The organism is Ralstonia sp. 25C, from assembly GCF_051904805.1.
GTDB lineage: Bacteria > Pseudomonadota > Gammaproteobacteria > Burkholderiales > Burkholderiaceae > Ralstonia.
In genome coordinates, this window is sequence record NZ_CP196738.1 from 584,780 (window position 1) to 603,074 (window position 18,295).

At 64.9% G+C, this 18,295-nt stretch carries 16 protein-coding genes; 10 read left to right on the top strand and 6 right to left on the bottom strand.

The window, feature by feature from the left end; genetic code table 11:
• Positions 1 to 123: 123 nt before the first annotated feature.
• Positions 124 to 939 (bottom strand): OXA-60 family carbapenem-hydrolyzing class D beta-lactamase, encoded by an 816-nt coding sequence (gene blaOXA, locus ACS7SF_RS21145; protein WP_439894085.1) that lies wholly within the window; start codon positions 937 to 939, stop codon positions 124 to 126.
• Between the two features lie 175 nt (positions 940 to 1,114).
• Between blaOXA and ACS7SF_RS21150 the strand changes: the two genes are divergently transcribed.
• Both ACS7SF_RS21150 and ACS7SF_RS21155 read left to right on the top strand, forming a co-directional pair.
• Positions 1,115 to 2,710: a hypothetical protein gene (locus tag ACS7SF_RS21150; protein WP_439894086.1), complete on the top strand. Its 1,596-nt coding sequence runs from the start codon at positions 1,115 to 1,117 to the stop codon at positions 2,708 to 2,710.
• A gap of 68 nt (positions 2,711 to 2,778) precedes the next feature.
• A complete protein-coding gene (locus ACS7SF_RS21155; RefSeq protein WP_439894087.1) occupies positions 2,779 to 3,150 on the top strand; it encodes a YXWGXW repeat-containing protein in 372 nt (123 codons plus the stop codon).
• Positions 3,151 to 3,210: 60 nt separating this feature from the next.
• Here the strand turns inward: ACS7SF_RS21155 and ACS7SF_RS21160 are convergent, their stop codons facing one another.
• From ACS7SF_RS21160 to ACS7SF_RS21170, 3 genes are read right to left on the bottom strand one after another with little or no spacing between them, the layout of a single operon-like run.
• Positions 3,211 to 3,837: an FMN-dependent NADH-azoreductase gene (locus ACS7SF_RS21160; protein WP_439894088.1), complete on the bottom strand. Its 627-nt coding sequence runs from the start codon at positions 3,835 to 3,837 to the stop codon at positions 3,211 to 3,213.
• Positions 3,834 to 4,283 (bottom strand): GNAT family N-acetyltransferase, encoded by a 450-nt coding sequence (locus tag ACS7SF_RS21165; RefSeq protein WP_439894447.1) that lies wholly within the window; start codon positions 4,281 to 4,283, stop codon positions 3,834 to 3,836. The genes ACS7SF_RS21160 and ACS7SF_RS21165 overlap by 4 nt, the downstream gene beginning before the upstream one ends.
• The gene (locus ACS7SF_RS21170) at positions 4,280 to 4,774 is read right to left on the bottom strand and encodes a carboxymuconolactone decarboxylase family protein (RefSeq protein ID WP_439894448.1); all 495 of its coding nucleotides are present in this window, start codon (positions 4,772 to 4,774) and stop codon (positions 4,280 to 4,282) included. Before ACS7SF_RS21170 ends, ACS7SF_RS21165 begins: the two co-directional genes overlap by 4 nt.
• Positions 4,775 to 4,859: 85 nt before the next feature.
• On the opposite strand from ACS7SF_RS21170, the gene ACS7SF_RS21175 reads away from it, so the two are divergent.
• From ACS7SF_RS21175 to ACS7SF_RS21195, 5 genes are all read left to right on the top strand, one after another.
• Positions 4,860 to 5,372, top strand: coding sequence for a MarR family winged helix-turn-helix transcriptional regulator (locus ACS7SF_RS21175; protein WP_439894089.1), 513 nt, complete (start codon positions 4,860 to 4,862; stop codon positions 5,370 to 5,372).
• A 301-nt stretch (positions 5,373 to 5,673) separates the two neighbouring features.
• Entirely contained in the window at positions 5,674 to 6,576 is a 903-nt protein-coding gene (locus ACS7SF_RS21180) for a hypothetical protein (protein WP_439894090.1), read from the top strand.
• Between the two features lie 11 nt (positions 6,577 to 6,587).
• Positions 6,588 to 7,331, top strand: a complete 744-nt coding sequence (locus tag ACS7SF_RS21185) for an MHYT domain-containing protein (RefSeq protein ID WP_439894091.1) — start codon at positions 6,588 to 6,590, stop codon at positions 7,329 to 7,331.
• 242 nt (positions 7,332 to 7,573) lie between these two features.
• Positions 7,574 to 8,254 carry a PadR family transcriptional regulator gene (locus ACS7SF_RS21190; RefSeq protein WP_439894092.1) on the top strand — a complete coding sequence of 227 codons (681 nt, stop codon included), beginning with the start codon at positions 7,574 to 7,576 and terminating at the stop codon, positions 8,252 to 8,254.
• 37 nt (positions 8,255 to 8,291) lie between these two features.
• The gene (locus tag ACS7SF_RS21195) at positions 8,292 to 9,110 is read left to right on the top strand and encodes a siderophore-interacting protein (protein WP_439894093.1); all 819 of its coding nucleotides are present in this window, start codon (positions 8,292 to 8,294) and stop codon (positions 9,108 to 9,110) included.
• Positions 9,111 to 9,133: 23 nt separating this feature from the next.
• Here ACS7SF_RS21195 and ACS7SF_RS21200 read toward each other — a convergent pair whose 3' ends face one another.
• On the bottom strand, positions 9,134 to 9,388 hold the full coding sequence (locus tag ACS7SF_RS21200) for a hypothetical protein (RefSeq protein WP_439894094.1): 255 nt from the start codon (positions 9,386 to 9,388) through the stop codon (positions 9,134 to 9,136).
• A 387-nt stretch (positions 9,389 to 9,775) separates the two neighbouring features.
• On the opposite strand from ACS7SF_RS21200, the gene ACS7SF_RS21205 reads away from it, so the two are divergent.
• Complete coding sequence (locus ACS7SF_RS21205) at positions 9,776 to 11,365, top strand: methyl-accepting chemotaxis protein (protein ID WP_439894095.1); 1,590 nt, start codon at positions 9,776 to 9,778, stop codon at positions 11,363 to 11,365.
• Between the two features lie 19 nt (positions 11,366 to 11,384).
• Here the strand turns inward: ACS7SF_RS21205 and ACS7SF_RS21210 are convergent, their stop codons facing one another.
• Entirely contained in the window at positions 11,385 to 14,924 is a 3,540-nt protein-coding gene (locus tag ACS7SF_RS21210; protein ID WP_439894096.1) for an EAL domain-containing protein, read from the bottom strand.
• A gap of 247 nt (positions 14,925 to 15,171) precedes the next feature.
• Between ACS7SF_RS21210 and ACS7SF_RS21215 the strand changes: the two genes are divergently transcribed.
• Positions 15,172 to 17,619, top strand: a complete 2,448-nt coding sequence (locus tag ACS7SF_RS21215) for a diguanylate cyclase (protein WP_439894097.1) — start codon at positions 15,172 to 15,174, stop codon at positions 17,617 to 17,619.
• Between the two features lie 353 nt (positions 17,620 to 17,972).
• Positions 17,973 to 18,284 (top strand): FeoA family protein, encoded by a 312-nt coding sequence (locus ACS7SF_RS21220; RefSeq protein WP_439894098.1) that lies wholly within the window; start codon positions 17,973 to 17,975, stop codon positions 18,282 to 18,284.
• Positions 18,285 to 18,295 lie beyond the last annotated feature (11 nt).

Consider the following 18,295-nt stretch of genomic DNA (forward strand, 5'->3'; position numbering starts at 1 on the left):
TTTTGTAGCAGCCTCACGCAACACTTGTTTGCAGATTGCATGGTCTAACAACTTGATTCCGATCGATAAGCACGGGTATTCCTGATTGAAACTAGGAATACCCGGTACGCAATACTGCGAGGCTTATGGGGTCGGCCACACTGCTAGCGCCTGCATCAATTGCTTACCCAGCGGAATGCGCTTGGCCATATCGCCTTCGCGCGGCATGTCGATGTTCAGCGCAAAGGCATACACATTCCCGGCACGCTCGACCCAGCCCACCCACCAGCCAATCTCCGGCTGGTATTCCGTCGCGACACCCGTTTTGGCGTACAGCGCGGCGTCGCCCTGCTGTTCGATCAGCAGCATGCGGTGGACCATGTCCCATGTGCGCGGCTTCACCGGCAATTGCTTGAGCGCCATGCGACTGGTGAAGCGTGCCTCTTCAAACGCAGAAATCTCCAGCGGACCACGTAGCCAGAATTGGTCGATCACGCTGCCGATCTGGCGGTTGCCGTAGTCGAACGCATCCACGTAGGCCTGCATGCGCGGTGCCCCGATGCGCCGCGCCACCTCCTGATAGATGGGCACGGCCGAGAGCCGAATTGCCTCGGGCAAGGCCATGTCGTGCTCCCATTGCTTGTAGGGTTGCGGCTTGCCGCCGTAGGGCAGCACCTCCTGGTCGTCGCGCACCGCACCCGTGTCGAAAGCGATCAGGCTGTTGGGAATCTTGAAGGTGGACGCCGGGTTGATACGCCGCGCAGCGCGTGCCGGGTTGACCACGTAGGTGCGATCTGCGCTGATGTCCATGAGTACGAAGGTGCCGGTGACGCCAGCGTCGTCAAACACGCGCTTGAGGTCATTGCGCACGATCAGCTCGGCGTGGGCAGCGGGCGCACACAGGGCAGCCGCGCCAATGCTAACGACCAGTGCGAGGGGCTTGAACCAACGAAACAACATAAGGGCTCCTTGAACGTTGTGGTGGGGATCGCCGGCAAGCGCCGGCGCTGCGCATCGTAGGGAGCACGGGACACGCTCGCCAGTTGGCAACACGGTTGGCACGTCACGGGCGTAACGCCTGTAACGCATGGCTTGGCGCACAATGGCGACCACATTGCTTCGCCACGCCCTTCGCATGACGCCGTCTACCCTACCCGCCCTGCATGTTGAGCTGACCACGCCGCAAACCGTCGATGGCCGGCGCGTGCCGTTCCAGAGCTTGTGGCTGCTGGTCCGCCTGGCATATGCGCATCGGCTGTCACCGGAGCAGCCTGTGGTGCGGCTCGCTGACTTGCGTGGCGCCGTGTCGGATGCAAGCACGCAGCGCATGATGATCAGCCGCGCATTTCGCGACTGGCAGAACTGGGGCGTGCAAGCCGGCTGGGGAGAGGTGCGCGACCGCGAACCGCGCTTTCTCAACGCCGACAAGCGCAGCCAGGGTCCGTTCTGGCTCACGCCCGAAGATGCGGCGCGCGTGGTCTGCCTGGTGGAAGGCCGCATCGCGGACGATACCGACGTGCGCGCCTTTCTCGGCATCCCCGTGTCGGACAGCGCGACGGACCACGCTATCGATACCGCCAGCGCCCTCTCCGGCCCCGCCCCCGGCACACCCAACCCGGCGTTCTGGCACGCCTTTCTGACGGCGCGCCATGCCATGCGCGAGGGCCGCCTGCTCCACGCCCTGAGCGCCAGCACGAGTGCGTCGGACACCGAGCGCGGCGGCGCGCTGCTTGCCCTGCGCCACGCCAGCGACGCCGCCGACAACGACTTCCAACGCGCGCTCGTCACCCTGGGCGAGGCGATGGCCGCGCGCCGTCTGGGCGACTCCACTCGCGCCAGCGCGCTGCTCTCGCAACTGCGCGCGCACCGCCGCCAGCGCCATGTCCTCGGCAATGATTACCTCGCGGCGATGGAACGCATCGTCACCGCCTGGTGCGCGTATGACCGGCGCGACCTCGACCTCGCCGCCGGCTTGCTCGCCCGCCTGGTCGATGCCGAACCTGGGCGCAGCCTGCTGCGTTATCACCCGCAAATCCGCTTCGAGTGGAACAACCTCAGCGCCCTCATTGAACGCGCGCGCCTGCTCTATGCCGATGACACCGACATGGCCATCGACGTGCGCGCACAGGCGGCCCGGCATATCGTCGCGCAATTCGAAACGGCGCTGGCCGCCGCACTGGAAAGCCAAGCTGCCGATGCGGTGCAGCAGGTCGCTGCCAACCTTGGCATGACGTGCTGGCTGCTGCGCGACGTACTGGGTGAAGCGGCCCACAGCGATGGCACTGTCGATGCCGTGCGCTGGCTCGCCATGAGCGAATGGCAAGCGTTGCGCAATGGCGGACCGCTGCAATCGGCATGGAACGCCATCGCACTGATGCGCATTGCGCGCGCCGACACAAGCCGAGCTCCGCTCACATTGGTCGATCTACAAAACCAGGCTGGGCCATTTGCCGAAGCGTTTGATGTGCGCTACTGGCCCGCGCGTTGGGCCGACGTAGCCGCGCTGCGCCTGCGCGAACACGACAGCGGCCGCCACCGCTACGGCCGCGTGCAAGTCAGCGGCTTGCTGCTCGAACTGGCGTGGTTCGCCCGTGCCGACGGTGATCACGCTACAGCTCACACTGCCATGGAACGCCTGTCCGAAGCCATGCAGGAACTGGCGCCGCATGATCGCGCCTATTTCGTGCAGGCACTGAAGCAGCTCGCGCAGGCGGCGGAATCTGCGCCCTGATCCCTAGACTGGCAAACCACCTGCCCGATGCTACGATCCCACCACGATCGCTCTGGGGAGACCCAACTATGAAGAAGAATGCATGGCGACTCAGCATCTGCCTGGCCATGGCCGGCGTGTTGGGTGCGAGCGCGTTGCCCGCGCAGGCTCAAGTGTCCATGCATGTGCGGATCGGGCCGCCGCCTGCGCCGCGCCACGAGCGGATTCCCCCACTGCCTCCAGGCTATGTGTGGGCGCCGGGGTACTGGCAACTGCAGGGCAACCGCTACGTCTGGCACCTCGGCCATCGGATGCGTGGCCGACCCGGTTATCACTGGCGCCAGCCGAGGTGGGTGCACGGGCCCCGGGGGTGGGAGATGCGCCAAGGCGGCTGGGACCGCGGCGGCAATCGCATCCACCCTTGCCCGCGCGGGCAGACACGCCACGGCAAATGCCGTTGAGCCACGTCTGCAACACAAACAGGCCGGTCATGCACCGGCTTTTTTTTGCATGCAAGCGGCTTAGGCCACCAACGGCATCAGCAACAGGCGCGCAGCCAGTTCGCGACGGAAGCCCTCAAACGCCTGGGTGGTCGCCTCGACGCCACGCGCCGTGTTCTGCAGGCGGATCCCCTCAACCTGATGAATCCCTACGGTGGCAAACACATAGCGCAGATAGGGCATCAGAAAATCCGTCTGCGCGTGCGCCCCGTCAAAATGCCCGCCCGATGCGGACACCACCAGCACCGAGCGATTCGCCAGCATGCCGACCTTGCCCGTCGGCGTGCGGCGGAACGTGCGTTCTGGGCGCACCACCAGATCGATCCACGCCTTCAACGCCGATGGCACGGTGTAGTTGTGTACCGGCGTGGAGATCAACACGGCGTCGGCGGCCTCAAGCTCGCCGATCAAGGTTTCCGACAACGCCAGCGCTGCGCGATGCGTGCCCACGCGATCCGCGTCAGGCATCAAGCTGGCGTTGACGAAGCTGGCATCGGGATGTGGCAAGGGCGCTGCCGCAAGATCCCGTTCGATGATGCGCAGCCCAGACGTCGCCTCGGCCAGTTGATCGAGGATCAATTGCGCGCCGCGCCGGCTGTGCGAGCGATCTTCACGCGGGCTCACAGCCACATGTAGCAGTGTCGTCATGACATACCTCCGGGCGGCACATTGATGCCGAAACGCAGCGCGCCCGCCAGCAGGCCACTGCGGTAGTAAAAGCGGTGCCCCAGTACGTTGGACAACGGTGTGTCGAGCACCAGCCGCACACAGCCCTGGCGCTGCGTTTCAGCTTTGAGGTGGTCCATCAGCACGTTGCCCAGGCCGCTGCTGCGCAGGTTGGCATCGGTCACCAGATCGTCGACATACAGGAACCGGCCGTACACAAGATTCTCTTGCAGCCGATACCCCGCCAGCGCCACGGGCACGCCATCTCGCCACACCGCGATGAGGCGGTAGCCCTCTTCCATCTGCCGGCGCCAGCGCGCGACAAGCTCATCGGCATCCGCCAAATGCGGGCGGAGCTGGTGCATGACGGGAAAGCACGCACGCAGCGCGGCTTCATCCTCAATGGGGCGAATGGCGTCCATGGTCAGGCCTGCGCAGCAGTCGTTGCCGGCACCGGCGGCGCGAAACGCAATGCCACGGCAATGCGGTTCCACGCCTGGATGTTGGCGATGGCGGCGGTCAAGAAGGCGATCTCGGTCTTGGAGAACTGCTGGCACACGGCGTCGTAAGCATCGTCTTCCACGCCATGCTCGGTGGCGCGCGCCAAGGTGGTCAGCGCTTCCGTCCACGCCAAGGCGGCGCGCTCGCGTGCGGTGAACACGGCCGGCGTATCGCGCCACACGGCCGCAAGGTCCAGCTTGGATTGCGCCACGCCGAGTTTGCGCGAGAGGTTCAGATGAAACTGCACGCAAAACGCACAACCGTTGACTTGCGAAGCGCGCAGCTTGATGAGCTCGGTCAACGGCTTTTCCAACCCGGAGGCGTCGACCGCCTTGCCTAGCGCCTGCAAGGCAGCCGACACACCACCGGCGATGTTGACAAATTCTGCGTAGTCCATGCGGGGCGAGAGATCTTCCATGTGTTCCATGTAGGGCTCCTAAGGGGGTGGGAGAGGACTGCGTGTTAATATCACAGTTCGAACATCATATTCGAGCACTGATATCATGAGCAAGCGCACCCCTGCCAACAGCGCGGGTACCGACACGAACGCACCCGTCATCCCCCAGCCCGGCCAAGGCAAGCGCGGCGAAGAAGGCTACCTCGGCTACCTGCTCCGCCAGGCCAGCGCCGCGCACCGCCTGCGCATGGAGCGCGCCATGGCCGATGTGGGTGTCACGCTGCCGCAGTTCCTGGTGCTAACGATGATCCGCGCCTACCCCGGACTCTCCAATGCGGACCTCGCCCGCCTGACGCTGCTCACGCCGCAGACGGTGAGCGTGATCGTGGCCAACCTGGAGCGCAACGGCGCCATAGCGCGACGCCCGCATGCCGTGCATGGCCGCATTCAGCACATCGACGTCACGCCGGAGGGCGCCGCGTTGCTTGCCGCTTGCCGCAAACGCTCCGGCGGCATTGAGCGCGATCTGCTGGAGGGCTTCACGCCCGATGAGGAGCAGGTCGTGCGGCGTTGGCTGGTGCGCGTGGCTCTGCTGGGCGACGACAAGTCAGCGTCTTGAGACGCCCTCCTCAGCGGCAAATCCGACCACAAGCGACATCGGCAACGCCCGGTCAGCCGCGTCCGCAAAGAACCCTCAAAGCGGGAGGGTACCGGGGCAATTCCGAGGCTGAGCAATTTTCGCTAAGTCCGCGCAATCCCCCCAAGATAAGGCCGTTGATTTATCCGCAACCACCCCGGATTTTCTCCATTTCGGCAGCATGTCAAGAGCTTAACCCCCTCCTCTGGAGGGGAGTGCCTCAACTTAAAGAATGCCACGCCAATCGAAATGTTAAACGATTGAAAAAACGCCATCGCATTTATTGATCCGCATCAAACTTATCAATAAAATAGCGAAAATAAAACAAATCAACGGGGAAGTTGTGAGTGAAATCCATACTGTGGACGCTCAGATCCGCATTGTCGCGGACGCGAAAGAAGGGCTACTACTCGAACTTGGGAAAAGCATTACCTTCTACGGATTCCGGCTCCAGAAACACGCGATGTTCGGGGGCGCACAAGGTGCGTCCGCCAGCCTGGTGGTCCGCGGCCCGGAAGAACGACTATTTGAGCTTGCCGACCATCTGAGCAGCCATGCCCGGGTGCGCTCGTGCAGCGTTCAGGTCTTGGAGTCTCCTGCACCATCTGCGGTGCAACCCAGTGCAGTGCTTGCCGCGGCGACCGTTCCCTCCTCAGAGATCGGAGAAAAGCCCACGGCCACTCGATCGGCGGAGCACGACAAAAAGCCGCTCGCCCCACCCTCACCCAAACCCAGGTTTGACGAGGAAAGCATCGAGCGACTCCTCCCGCAATTGGCGGCAAGCTATCCGAACGTATTACCCAGGCTCGTGCAGCTACAGCGTGAATTACCGAGCAGCGTGCAGGAATCTGTGCTGACGCAAATCGGACTGCGCGTGGGTTCGTGGGTATATCGTCGCGATTTCTCTCGCGGGGCCAAGCTCAACGTCAATCAGTCGCTTAAGCAAATTGCCGTGCCCGCGCTCCGTGATCTCATTCCGGTCGAACTGGATGGCGATAATCTCCGCACGAAGTCGAGCCCATTTTTCAGCCGTGACCACCACGGCAACACTTGCCATTTCTTTTCTGGATTCCTAAAAGGGATTGTTCAAGGCGCCACGAACAATACGAAAATCGAGGTTGAGGAGACGTCCTGCACCAGCCTTGGTGCCCACCACTGCTGTTTCACGATTTCTCACCACGATTAATCAAGTTTCTCATGACTGATATTCACCATACACAAAATGGTCTATTGATTGCCCTGTCGTACGTTATTTCGGTGCTTGGCTCTTACACCGCACTGCAATTGGCACTCGATATTCCAGGGGCAAAAACCGCGGAGCAACGGCGGACCGCGTTGCTGGCATCCGGCGCCGCCATGGGTGGCGGGGCCATCTGGGCCATGCATTTCATTGCCATGCTCGGGTGCGAAATGGCGATGCCCGTTTCCTACGATGTGGTGCTGACGCTGGTCTCGGCCCTGGTGGGGATTGTCTCGTGCATCGTCGGCCTGGCCATTGTCAGCGGCAATACGTCCAACTGGGGCCGGCTGGTTGCCGCCGGTACCGTCATGGGGCTGGGCGTGGGCGGCATGCATTACATGGGCATGGCGGCGATGTTGATGCCCGCAACCACCGTGTACGACATGGGCATCGTGGCACTGTCGCTCGTCATCGCAGTGGCGGCGTCGATTGCGGCCCTCTGGCTCGCCTTTCATACACGCGGCTGGGTGCAATTGCTCGGCAGCGCCATGGTCATGGGAATCGCCGTTTGCGGCATGCACTACACCGGCATGAGCGCCGCGACGTTCGTCCATGACGAACACGCCGCGCATAACATGGCCCAAGGCATGGCCCCGGAAAGTCTGGGGGCGACCATCTTCACGATTGCCGCCGTGCTGCTGCTCACCATCCTCTTCGTCAACAATATGCAGAAGCAACGGCGCGCCGCCATTCAGATCTGATTGCGCCGCACGTCTATGGCAACGCCTCCCCTGATCGGGGGAGCTGCGTTGCCCGATGGAAAGCGGTCCGGCAAAAAGGACCGCGCATCGTCTCTAGAAGCCCGCTCATTGCGGGCTTTTTTTCTGGCTCCAATACTTCCGTCTTCCAACTTTTCGATCGTGGCCCTTGATTTCCGTGCCGTTGCCACTATCATCCGATGTATCTTACGATATATCTGACGATGTTCAGCAGGAGAACGACGATGCGCGGATGGTTTGGACACCACCACAAGCTGTGGATGGAGAAGCACTTCACGATGATGGGCCGCCACGGCCATGGACGAGGCGGTTTCGGCCGCGGCATGGGGGGAATGGGTGGCTTTGGCGGCCCGGGCGGCTATGGAGAAGGCGATGACGAAGGCGGTAGCCCCTGGCGTGGTCGGCGGCTCAGTTCAGCCGACTTGCAGCTCGTGCTGCTTGCACTGCTCAAAGAAGCCCCGCGCCACGGCTACGAGTTGATCAAGGCCGTGGAAGAGCATTCGCTGGGCTTCTATACACCGAGCCCCGGCATGGTGTATCCGGCGCTGTCGTATCTGGAAGACCACGGCTTCGCCTCCGTCACCGCCGAGGGCAACAAGAAGCGCTACGGCATCACGCCCGAAGGCGAGGCATGGCTGGCCGAGCGCCAGAACAGCGCCGACGCCATCCTCGCGCAATTGCGCGCCATGGGCGAACGCGTCAAGCGCATGAACGAAGCCATGGCCTTCGACCGCGAAACCGAACACGCCGGCGAATGGGCCGACACGGGCAACGACCCCCTTCGCGCGGCCCGCTGGCGCCTGAAGTTCGCCCTGATGGAAAAGCGCTTCGCCTCGCGCGAAGAACAACAACGCGTGGCAGACATCCTGCTACGTGCCTTGAAGGAAATCACCGAAGGGCGCTGACCCTGCGCCTTCGCCGGTCCCTCTTTCCGCAGCCACTATGTTTGCCCTCACTCGCACACAAGGTCTCATGTCGCAGCTGCTCAGCCCCCTCAAACCCACCACACGCCGCGTGCGCGTGCAGGCCGTCCACACGCTCTCGCCGCGCATGCGGCGGGTGGTCTTTACCGGCACGGCGGCAGACCTGGCCGATCTGGCCAATGCGCCACCTGGCGCCGCCATCAAGCTGATGTTTGCGCACGATGCTGCAGGCTCCGGTCGCAAGCTCGGCCGTGCCTATACGATCCGCCGGTATCACGCCGCGCGCGGTGAGCTAGAAATCGATTTTGTCGTGCACGACGAAACGCCTGCCGCGCAGCATGGTCCGGCCGCGCGCTGGCTGGAACGCGCCGCGCCCGGCGACGAAGTGGAATTTGCCGGCCCCAAGCGCGGCTTCGTAGCCGACCCCACCGCGCCGTGGACCTTGCTCGTGGGCGACGAAACCGCCCTGCCCGCCATCTTTGCCATTCTGGAAAGCCTGCCGGAGCACGCGCACGTGCAAACCTACATTGCCATCGGCGATGCACGTGCGCGGCTGCCGCTGGAAGGCAGCTTTGCCACGCACCCGCGCAGCCAAGGCATCCACTGGGTGGAAACCGACACCGCGCATGCAGGGGCCATGATGGTCGGGGCGCTCAGCGCGCAACCGATGCCATCCGGCACACCGCAGGTGTTCCTGGCTGGCGAAGCCTCGTTGCTCAAGCATGTGCGCGCGCTGCTGGAAGGCGCGTGGTCGGTGCCGCACGACGCCATTGACGCCAAGGGCTACTGGACAGCCGGCCTCTCGCGCGAGGAGCGCAAAGCCATCGAAGCGCGCTAATGGACTGACAGACGCGCTGTCGCTTATGTAGCGGCCCCGGCATTGGGCGGGGCCGCGCCGCGCACCCAATCGCGCAGCAGGCGCTGTCCATGCAACAGCGCCGCATCCATCGCCTCCCGCGGCGAGCCGAACGTACAGCCGGGCCGCACCGGCTGCGAGCCCGTTAGCGACTGGCCCTCCGCGCTGCGGAACACCACTTCGATACGCGCTTCCCAACCGCGGGCACCCGCGGGAATCACACGCGGGACGATCTCGACATCCCCACAGATCTTGTGCACCTCGTTCCTCCGTTTCCAACGCCTGATGGGCGCATTGCGAGCAGGGTCTGTTTCCATATGAAACGCGCGCACGCGAGGGGCAGATGGGCCGCAGGGCTAGGCGTGGACGGCGCCGCTTAGCCAGCTAAGCAAGCCGGCCGCAACGACGCCATGCGGCCCATCTGCCCCTCGCCCGGAGGGTTGGCCCGAGCGGGGGCCAACGTGCGTGCGTTTCATATGGAAACAGACCCTAGCAACGGTCATGCCCATTTGCGCTGGCGTAGCGCCCAGTTGATCAAGATCAAATCCCGTCACATTGCGCCCCTTTAGCGGGCCGCCGGGCTGCCGTTGCAAGAAGGGACTCCCGCTCAATTCCGATCTTCCGCGCCCACGAAGCGCGGCATCACCATGCGCAAGAACCTGCCGGTCACACAAGCCGAAACCGCCCTCAACCCAACGGACTACCTCATCTCCCGCACCGACCTGAAAGGCCGCATCGTCTTCGCCAACGCGGCGTTCGTGCGCATCAGCGGTTACGCGCAGGAAGAACTCATGGGCGCGCCCCACAACCTGGTGCGCCACCCCGACATGCCCGAGGCCGCCTTCGCAGATTTGTGGGCCACGCTGCAGGCCGGCAAACCGTGGCGTGGCTTCGTCAAGAACCGCCGCAAAGACGGCGGCTTCTACTGGGTGCTCGCCAATGTGACGCCGGTGTTCGAAAACGGCGCGGTGACGGGTTACACATCGGTGCGCTCCATGGCGACACCCGCGCAGATCGCCCGTGCCCAACGCGCCTATACCGCCATCAACGAAGGTGACACGTCGTACACAGTGCGGGCGGGCCGCGTCCTGCGCACGGGCTGGCGACGTAGCCTCAACCTGTTCCAGCGTGACAGCCTGCGCTTCAAGGTGATCGGGCTGCAAAGCCTCATCGCCACAGCCATCCTCATCGGCACCGTGTGGGCGCACATTGCGCTGGAAGCAGCCGACCTGCATGGCACGCCGTGGCTCGTGTTCAGCCGTGACTGGCTTTGGCTGAGCGGGGTGGGCTGCGCAGCGTTGGCCACGTTCTCTGGCGTGCTGCTGGCACGCACCCTCATCGGCCCGCTGGAGGAAGCCGCCACACTGGCCACGCGCCTGGCCGCTGGAGACTTGACCACCACCGTGCAGGCACGCTCCAACGATGAAGTGGGCGAGGTCATGCGTGCCATGGGCACCATGCGCGCAAGCCTGTCGTCCATCGTGCGCGACATCCAGGACGGCGCATCGAACGTCGCCCACAGCACGCTGCAGATTTCTGCCGGCAACCATGACCTGTCGGCACGCACCGAGCAACAAGCCGCAGCGCTGGAAGAAACCGCCTCGAGCATGGAAGAGCTCACCTCGATGGTGGCGCAAAACGCCGATCATGCCCGCGAGGCCAGCGCGCTGGCTGAACAGGCTTCCACCATCGCGTCGGATGGTGGCCAGCTCGTGCAACGCGTGGTGCAGACCATGGACGCCATCCGCACCGATAGCCAACGCGTGACGGAGATCATCGCCACCATTGAAAGCATCGCCTTCCAGACCAACATCCTCGCGCTCAATGCCGCGGTGGAGGCCGCCCGCGCGGGTGAAGAAGGCCGTGGTTTTGCCGTCGTGGCAGGTGAGGTGCGCAGCCTCGCGCAGCGCAGCGCACAGGCCGCCGCACAGAGCAAGGAGATCATCCGTACGTCCGACCAGTCCGTGCGTGACGGCGTCGAGCTGGTGCACAAGGCCGGCGCGACGATGACGCAGATCGTGCAATCGGTGCAGACCGTCACGCATCTCATGTCGGAAATCTCGGCCAGCTCGCGCGAGCAGAGCAGCGGCATCGCGCAGATCAACGACTCGGTCTCACAGCTCGATGGGGTCACGCAGCAGAACGCCACGCTGGTGGAAGAGGCGGCCGCAGCCGCTTCGGTGCTCGCTCGCCAATCGGAAGACCTGAAGCGCGCAGTGGCCGTATTCCGGTCTTGATATGGCCTGGCGGCGCGCGCTATACGGTGAAGCGCGCGTCGCGCTCCAGCAGCTCCGTCACCGCCTCTGGCAATAGCGGCTCGCTGAAGTAATAGCCCTGCAGCACATCGCACCGGTGCGAGGTCAGGAAGGCCGACTGCGCCGCGTCTTCTACGCCTTCCGCGCAGACCGCCACGCCAAGGTTGTGCGCCAACACCACCACCGTCGTACAGATGGCCGCGTCGTTGGAGTCGCGGTCGATATCTTTGACGAAAGCGCGGTCGATCTTGATGAGGTCGATCGGCAACCGCTTCAGGTACGCCAGGCTCGAATAGCCCGTACCAAAATCGTCAATGGCGATACGCACGCCAAGCTGGCGGATGGCGGTCAGGTCTTCGATGGTGCGCTCGGTGCCTTCCATTAGCATCGACTCGGTCACCTCCAGCTCCAGGAAGCCCGAGCCCAGCCCGTACTGGCGCTGCAGCTTAAGCAGCATCGGCAGCACCGTGCCGCGCTTGAACTGCAGCGGCGACACATTCACGGCAATCGTGAGGTCATCGGCCAAGCCGCGCGCGTGCCACTCGGCGCGCTGGTGTGCGGCTTCTTCCAGCACCCAATTGCCAATGTCGACGATCAACCCGCTCTCTTCCGCCACCGGGATGAACGCCGCCGGCGGCAGCAGCCCGCGCGTCGGGTGAATCCAGCGGATCAGCGCTTCGAGCCCGCACATGCGGCCGGTCTTGGTGTCGATCTGCGGCTGGTACAGCAGGCGGAACTGGCGCTGCTCCAGCGCGGCCCGGATCTGGTGCTCCAGGTTCAGTCGATACGACACGCCGATATCCATCTCAGGCGCGAAGAACTCCAACCGGTTGCGGCCGTTCTGCTTGGCGTAGTACATCGCCATTTCGGCATGGCGGATCAGGGTGTCGGCATCTGTGCCATGCGTGGGGTATTCCGCCACGCCAATGCTGGCCGTGACGAAGACCTCATGCCCTTCCACGCGAATCGCGTCGGCAAACAAGTCAAAGCCGAATTCAACGCCACGCGAACCCGCATGCGACACCACCAGCGCAAACACATCGCCGCCGAAGCGGGCCACGGTATCGACGGTGTCGGCCGCATCGCGCAGGCGTTCTGCAATACGGCGCAGCACCTCATCGCCCAGCAGATGACCAAGGCTGTCGTTGATGACCTTGAAGCGGTCGATATTCACCAGCACCACATAGAAGCGGCTGCGCTGACGCGCGGCCATTTCCACCGACTGCTGCACACGGTCGGCGAGCAGCGTGCGGTTGGGCAGGCCGGTGAGCGGATCAATGGTGGCGTGCTGCGCCAGGCGCGTACGCGTCATCTCCTGCTCGGTCACATCGTCCTGAATGCCGACGTAATGCGTGACCGCGCCCTTGGCATCGCGCACGGGCGAGAGCAGGAAGTTGTTCAGGAACGGGTGACCGTCCTTGCGGAAATTGCGCAGCAGCACGCGGATCTCGCTGGCATCGCGCAGGGCAGCGCGCACCTCGTTCAATGCCGGCTGCCCCGGCTCGGAGGAATGCAGGAAGCGGCAGTTGCGGCCCAGCACTTCTTCCGCGCGGTAGCCGGTCATGCGTTCAAAACCGGGGTTCACATACACCACCGGCATATCGGGCTGCTGCGCGTCCGCCACGGTAATGCCCGACGGCACCGATTCGACCACGCGGCGCAACAGGCGCAGTTGCTCGTCGGAATCGCGCCGCTCGGTGATGTCCTGCATGGTGCCAAACAGGGCGATCACCTCGCCGCGGTCGTTGCGCTCGATGTTGCCGCGCGAGAGCACCCAGCGGTGCTCGCCATCCCGGCGGATCATCTCCAGCTCCAGCGAATACGACTCGCCTTCGGTGACAGCACGACTCGCTGCTTCGCGCAGGCGGTTGTAGCTCTCGCTCGTAAAGAACTGCGCCTGCTGTGCAAACGTGGGCGGTGTGCCGGGCGGCATGCCCGTCAGCACATACATGCCAGACGACCACGTGGCGGAATCGCGCAGCACATCCCAGCGCCAACTGCCGAGTTGCGCGATCTGCTCGGCCACGCTCAGGTTGGCCTCACTCGCGCGCAGCTCGTGCTCCATGGCCGAGCGCTGCGAAATGTCGGTCACGCCGCCCACCATGCGCATGGCGCGGCCGTCCTTGCCGCGATAGACGCTGGCACGAATCTCCACCGTACGCGTGGCGCGGTTGGCGTCGATCACGCGGCAGACGTGGTACCAGCTATCGCGGTCCGAATGCAGCACGGCACGCAGTTCCTGGCCAAAGGCCTCCACGTCGTCCGGATGCACGAACTGTTGGAACGTCAGCGCACGCGAAACGCCTTCGCCATCGCTGGGGCCGAGCAGCGCATCGCTACCCAGCAGACGGTGCAGGCTGGCGTTGGCCCACGATTCGCCCGTAGCGATGTCCCAGTCGAAGATCCAGTCATTGGTAGCCCGCGCCACGCGCTGGAAGCGTTCGGTCAGGCGATGCACAGTGGCGTCATGGCGTTCGATGGCCGCGCGCATCTCGTTGAAGGTGCGCTCGAGCAAGGAAAGCTCATCGCGCGCAGCGCCCTGCTCAACCACACGGGCCGAGAAATCGCCCGCCGCGTAATGGCGTGCCGCATCCACCAGCGCATCCACGCGCGGCAACACCAGGCGCCGCATCGCCAGCTGGATCAGTGCCAGCAGCAACACCATCATCAGCAGGATGGCGCCGCCGCCGGCCAAGGTGATATCGCGCTGCTGGCGAATGATGTCGGTGGCATCCACGCCGCGCACCACGCGCAGCCGTCCGGCCGCCGCATGCGGCACCACCATGGCAGCGTAGGCGCGGCGCACACCATCCGCGTCGTCTACCAACACCGGCTCGCCCGGCTGCTGGCCAGCCAGGGCCACCAACTGCCCTTGCACAATGGCCGGCACCTGCGCGTTGGGCACCGTGCCGTTGACGGAGAGCACGTTGCCCGCCGCGTCGATCAGGTAGACCGGTGCACTGGGCATGCCGCCGGCCGCGGCCAGGATCAGGGCCTGCTGCCGCACGGCCGCGTATGCAATCCCGCGGATGGCACCGTCGCCGCCGATCATGGGCCGCGCTGAAACCAGCACCGCCTGGTTCGACGCGCGCCCCGTTACGAACATCGACAGCGCCGGCTGGCCGGTGGCCAGCACCTCGTTGACGTAATCCCGGTCAGACACATCGATGCCCAGACTGGCCGTGTTGGGCGTGCAGACCAGCTTGTGGTGCGCATCGATGATGCCGAGGTTCGCGAGTTCGCTCTGATTGTGGAAGACGCGGCTGACGAAGCGGCTGCACTCCTGCTGGTCCATGCGCAGGGCGGAGTCGTCGGCCACCAGCACGGAGAGCAGTTCGTTGGCGTTGGAGAGCACCATGCCGACGCGTGCGGCGGCGGCTTCGGTCTCGTGGGTCAGGCGCTGGGCGAGGTGGTCATTGAGCCGATCCCGGTAGAGCGCCACGCCCGCCGCCGCCACGATGATGGCCGGCAAGGCGGCCACCGCAGCCAGTGCGAGCAAACGGCCGCGCAGCGTGGTGGGAAAGAAAGCGTGCTTCGGCACTTGGATGACCGGTAGAGCCTTGGTATGGAAAGAGGCTGCACGATGCGCGGCTCAGGAACCGCACCCCAAGCGCACGATGCAGTTGCGGCATCGTGCCGGACAACGGCTGACGCAGTGCGCAAGCATTTTGCTTGCAATTCCTATCGCACGCAACTTGTGGATAGTCTGTACACCACTGTTGCAATCAAACTGGCTTTCTTGACATTTGCGGGTTTCGAACCGCGAACAGGCCCTACAATCCGGCCCCATGTCGAACCCGTCACCGCCCATTGTTCCGCGTCGCCTGCTGTTCCGTCTGCTACCGGGCGTGGTGGTGGCTGCGCTGATACCGTTTGCGGCACTAATCGTCGTGGCGGTTTCTACAGTCTATGACGATACGCGGCAAGAGATCGACAGTCGGTTGGACCAGGCGTTGTCGCAAGCCGCGCGCCCGATCGATGCGCGCCTGGCCAATAGCATCGACCGCCTGTCCGCCGCAGCCGATACCGCCAGCACCCCCCGCACAGCCGCTGAGGGCCAAGCCTGGCTGGAAGACCATGCCGACCTGCGCGGCGCCTTCGACAACCTGCTGCTGGTGGGGGCCGATGGCACCATCCTGGCCGACGCGCCGCAATTGCCCGAGCGCCGCGGCGACAACATGGCCAACCACCCCATCTTCCTGGCTGCGCGCACGACCCAGCGGCTCGTCATGCCCGAGCCGTTCCTGGCACCGGCAGGTAAGCGGCCCGTGGCATCGTTCGCCATGCCGTTGCACGACGAGGCGGGGCGCTTCGCAGGGCTGGTGATCGGCTCGATCGAGCTGTCGCGCAACCCGATGCTGACCGACCTGGAGGCCGTGCGGCTCGGGCGCACGGGCCGGCTGGTGATGGTGTCGGAAGCCGGCAAATACATCGTCGCGCCCGACCGCTCGCGCCAGTTGCAGCAGGCGCCCGATCTGGCCGCGATGCCGGCATCTGCGCGCGCAGCCACGCAGGGGTGGAGCCAGGGCACGGTGTTCAGCCCACCAGGGCAGCCGGCCATCATCGTGGGCTACCGCCGCCTGAACGCCGTGCCGTGGAGCGTGGGCGTCTGGTGGCCCGAACAGGAAGCCTATGCAGGCGCCAACCGCACAACACGCACGCTCATCGCCGCCGGTATTGCGTTTGGCGCGCTGTGCCTGCTGTTCGCCTGGTTCTGGATCGAGCGCGCGGTCAGTCCGCTGGAACGCCTACGCCACGAGGTGGAGGGTGGCATGCCGATTCACCCGGTGGCGCCGGTGTCCGGCAGGCCAGCCCTGCACGACGCCCCACCACCCGGTCCGCTCACTCGGCTGGGCGAACTGGCTGACGCCAAGGCCTCGGCCTTCGACCCCGGCACCGAAGTGGGCGCGCTGGCCACGCGCATCGGCCACCTTGCCGAGTATTGGGAACAGACGCTGGCCGCCAGCGAGCAGGATGTCGCCTTCTTCCGTGGGCTGGCCGAGCAGGCACCGGTCGGGCTGGCCTTTCTGGATCGCACCCTGGCGGTGCCGTTCGCCAACGTGCGTTTTGAGCGCTTGCTTGGGGCCAGTGCGCATGCCATCAGCCAGGCCCTGCAAGCCACGGACGCCGCTGCCACCTCCCCCGCCGCACGGGCCGTGGCCGCTGCGCTGTCGCAACTGCCACATGCGCCGCTGGCGCTGGCCGACCACCCGATGGTGGTGGCGACAGGGCAAGGCGAGAGCATCGGTGCGGTCCTGCTGACGGCGCGACCCGTCGGTGGCGCCGGCACGCCATTGGCAGGATGGGCGGTTGCCGTGGTTGACAGCACCCGCGAACAACGCGCCAAGGAGGCGCTCGAACACGAGGTGCGTGCCGCGCTGCTGGTACTCGACGCCATTCAGGAACCGCTGCTCACCATCGATGGCGACGGCACCGTCACGCACGCCAGCCGCGCCATCGAAACGCTGGTGGGCATGCACCCGGCGCGCGCGGTCGGCCAGTCGATTAATCGGCTGCTGCATCTGTTTGAGCATGACGGTGGCCGGCGCGTCATCCCCACGCAACTGCTGCGCGGGGGCGGCACACTGTTCGGCAGCTTGCGCCTGGAGCGCGCCGATGGCCGCCGCCACGATGTCGAGCTTTCTTGGGGGCCGCTGCCCGGCACCTCGGGCAGTGGCGTGCTGGTGCTGCGCGATGTGTCGGCCACGCGTGAAACCGTACAACGCATCGCCTGGGATGCCACGCACGACGTCCTGACCGGCCTGCTGAACCGGCGCGGCTTTGACGCCACATTCCGCGCGCAATTTGACGCGCATCGCAGCAGCCCCGGCACGCGCGCGCCCATGGCGCTCATCATGATCGACCTGGATGGCTTCAAGGCCATCAACGACCGGTACGGCCATGCCGCCGGCGACGACGTGTTGCGTGGCGTGGCCGAGCGCATCGTGCAGAACACCCGTACGCAAGACCACGTAGCGCGCCTCGGCGGCGACGAATTTGCCGTGATCCTGCCCCATTGCGACATGCAGGCGGCCGTCACGTTTGCGGATCGGATTCGCGCGGCGCTGGCGCGACAGCCGGTTGAGGCCGCAGGCGCCCGTGCTGAGATCGCCCTGTCACAGGGTGTGGTGGAGTTGCGCCCCGACGATACCGACGCCAGTGCCTTCCTGGCCCGCGCCGACGCGGCGTGCTATCGCGCGAAACATGCCGGGCGCGGCGCCATTGCGACCGACTGAACCGCGCGCCCATGAAAAAAGCCACCGGATGCGGTATCCGGTGGCCTCAAGAATACGCTTTGAACGGGGAAGTTCAGCGCACTTGAAGGATAGGCAAGGACCCCAGCCCAGCCAATACCCAGGATAAGGTAATTTGGCAAAAACCCCGTACCGACAACGGTTTTACGGGAATCTGCCGCGTTTTGTGCCTTGGGTACAACGCACACGGCAGTCTTCAGTTGCATCTTCTGCCCTCCGTCAAAATATCCATCCGGGCGACGCGGTGCCGTGGGCCCTCGGGCTGCCTGTTGCGATATAATGAAAACGATTCGCATTTAGCCACCTAGCAGTTACCACGTTAACGATCTCGCACGATGCGGCTTTCCGAGCTTTCCCGCCGGGCCACGGCGGTGGTGGATCACGTTGAAGACCGTGAGACCGCCGATCCCATCAGCCAGCGCCTGCGCGAACTCGGGTTCGTGACGGGTGAAGAGGTGCGCGTGGTGGCCGTGGGGCCCTTCGGCGGGGACCCGCTGGTGGTGCAAGTGGGCTTCACGCGCTTTGCGCTGCGCCGACAAGAGGCCGCCCGTGTGCGCCTGCGCGCCCAAACCGCCGCACAACCTGCCGCCACTGTCATTACCGCCACAGAGACGGCACCGCCTCCCAAGGTGCGCGAGGCTGCTTAGCCCCGCCTTTG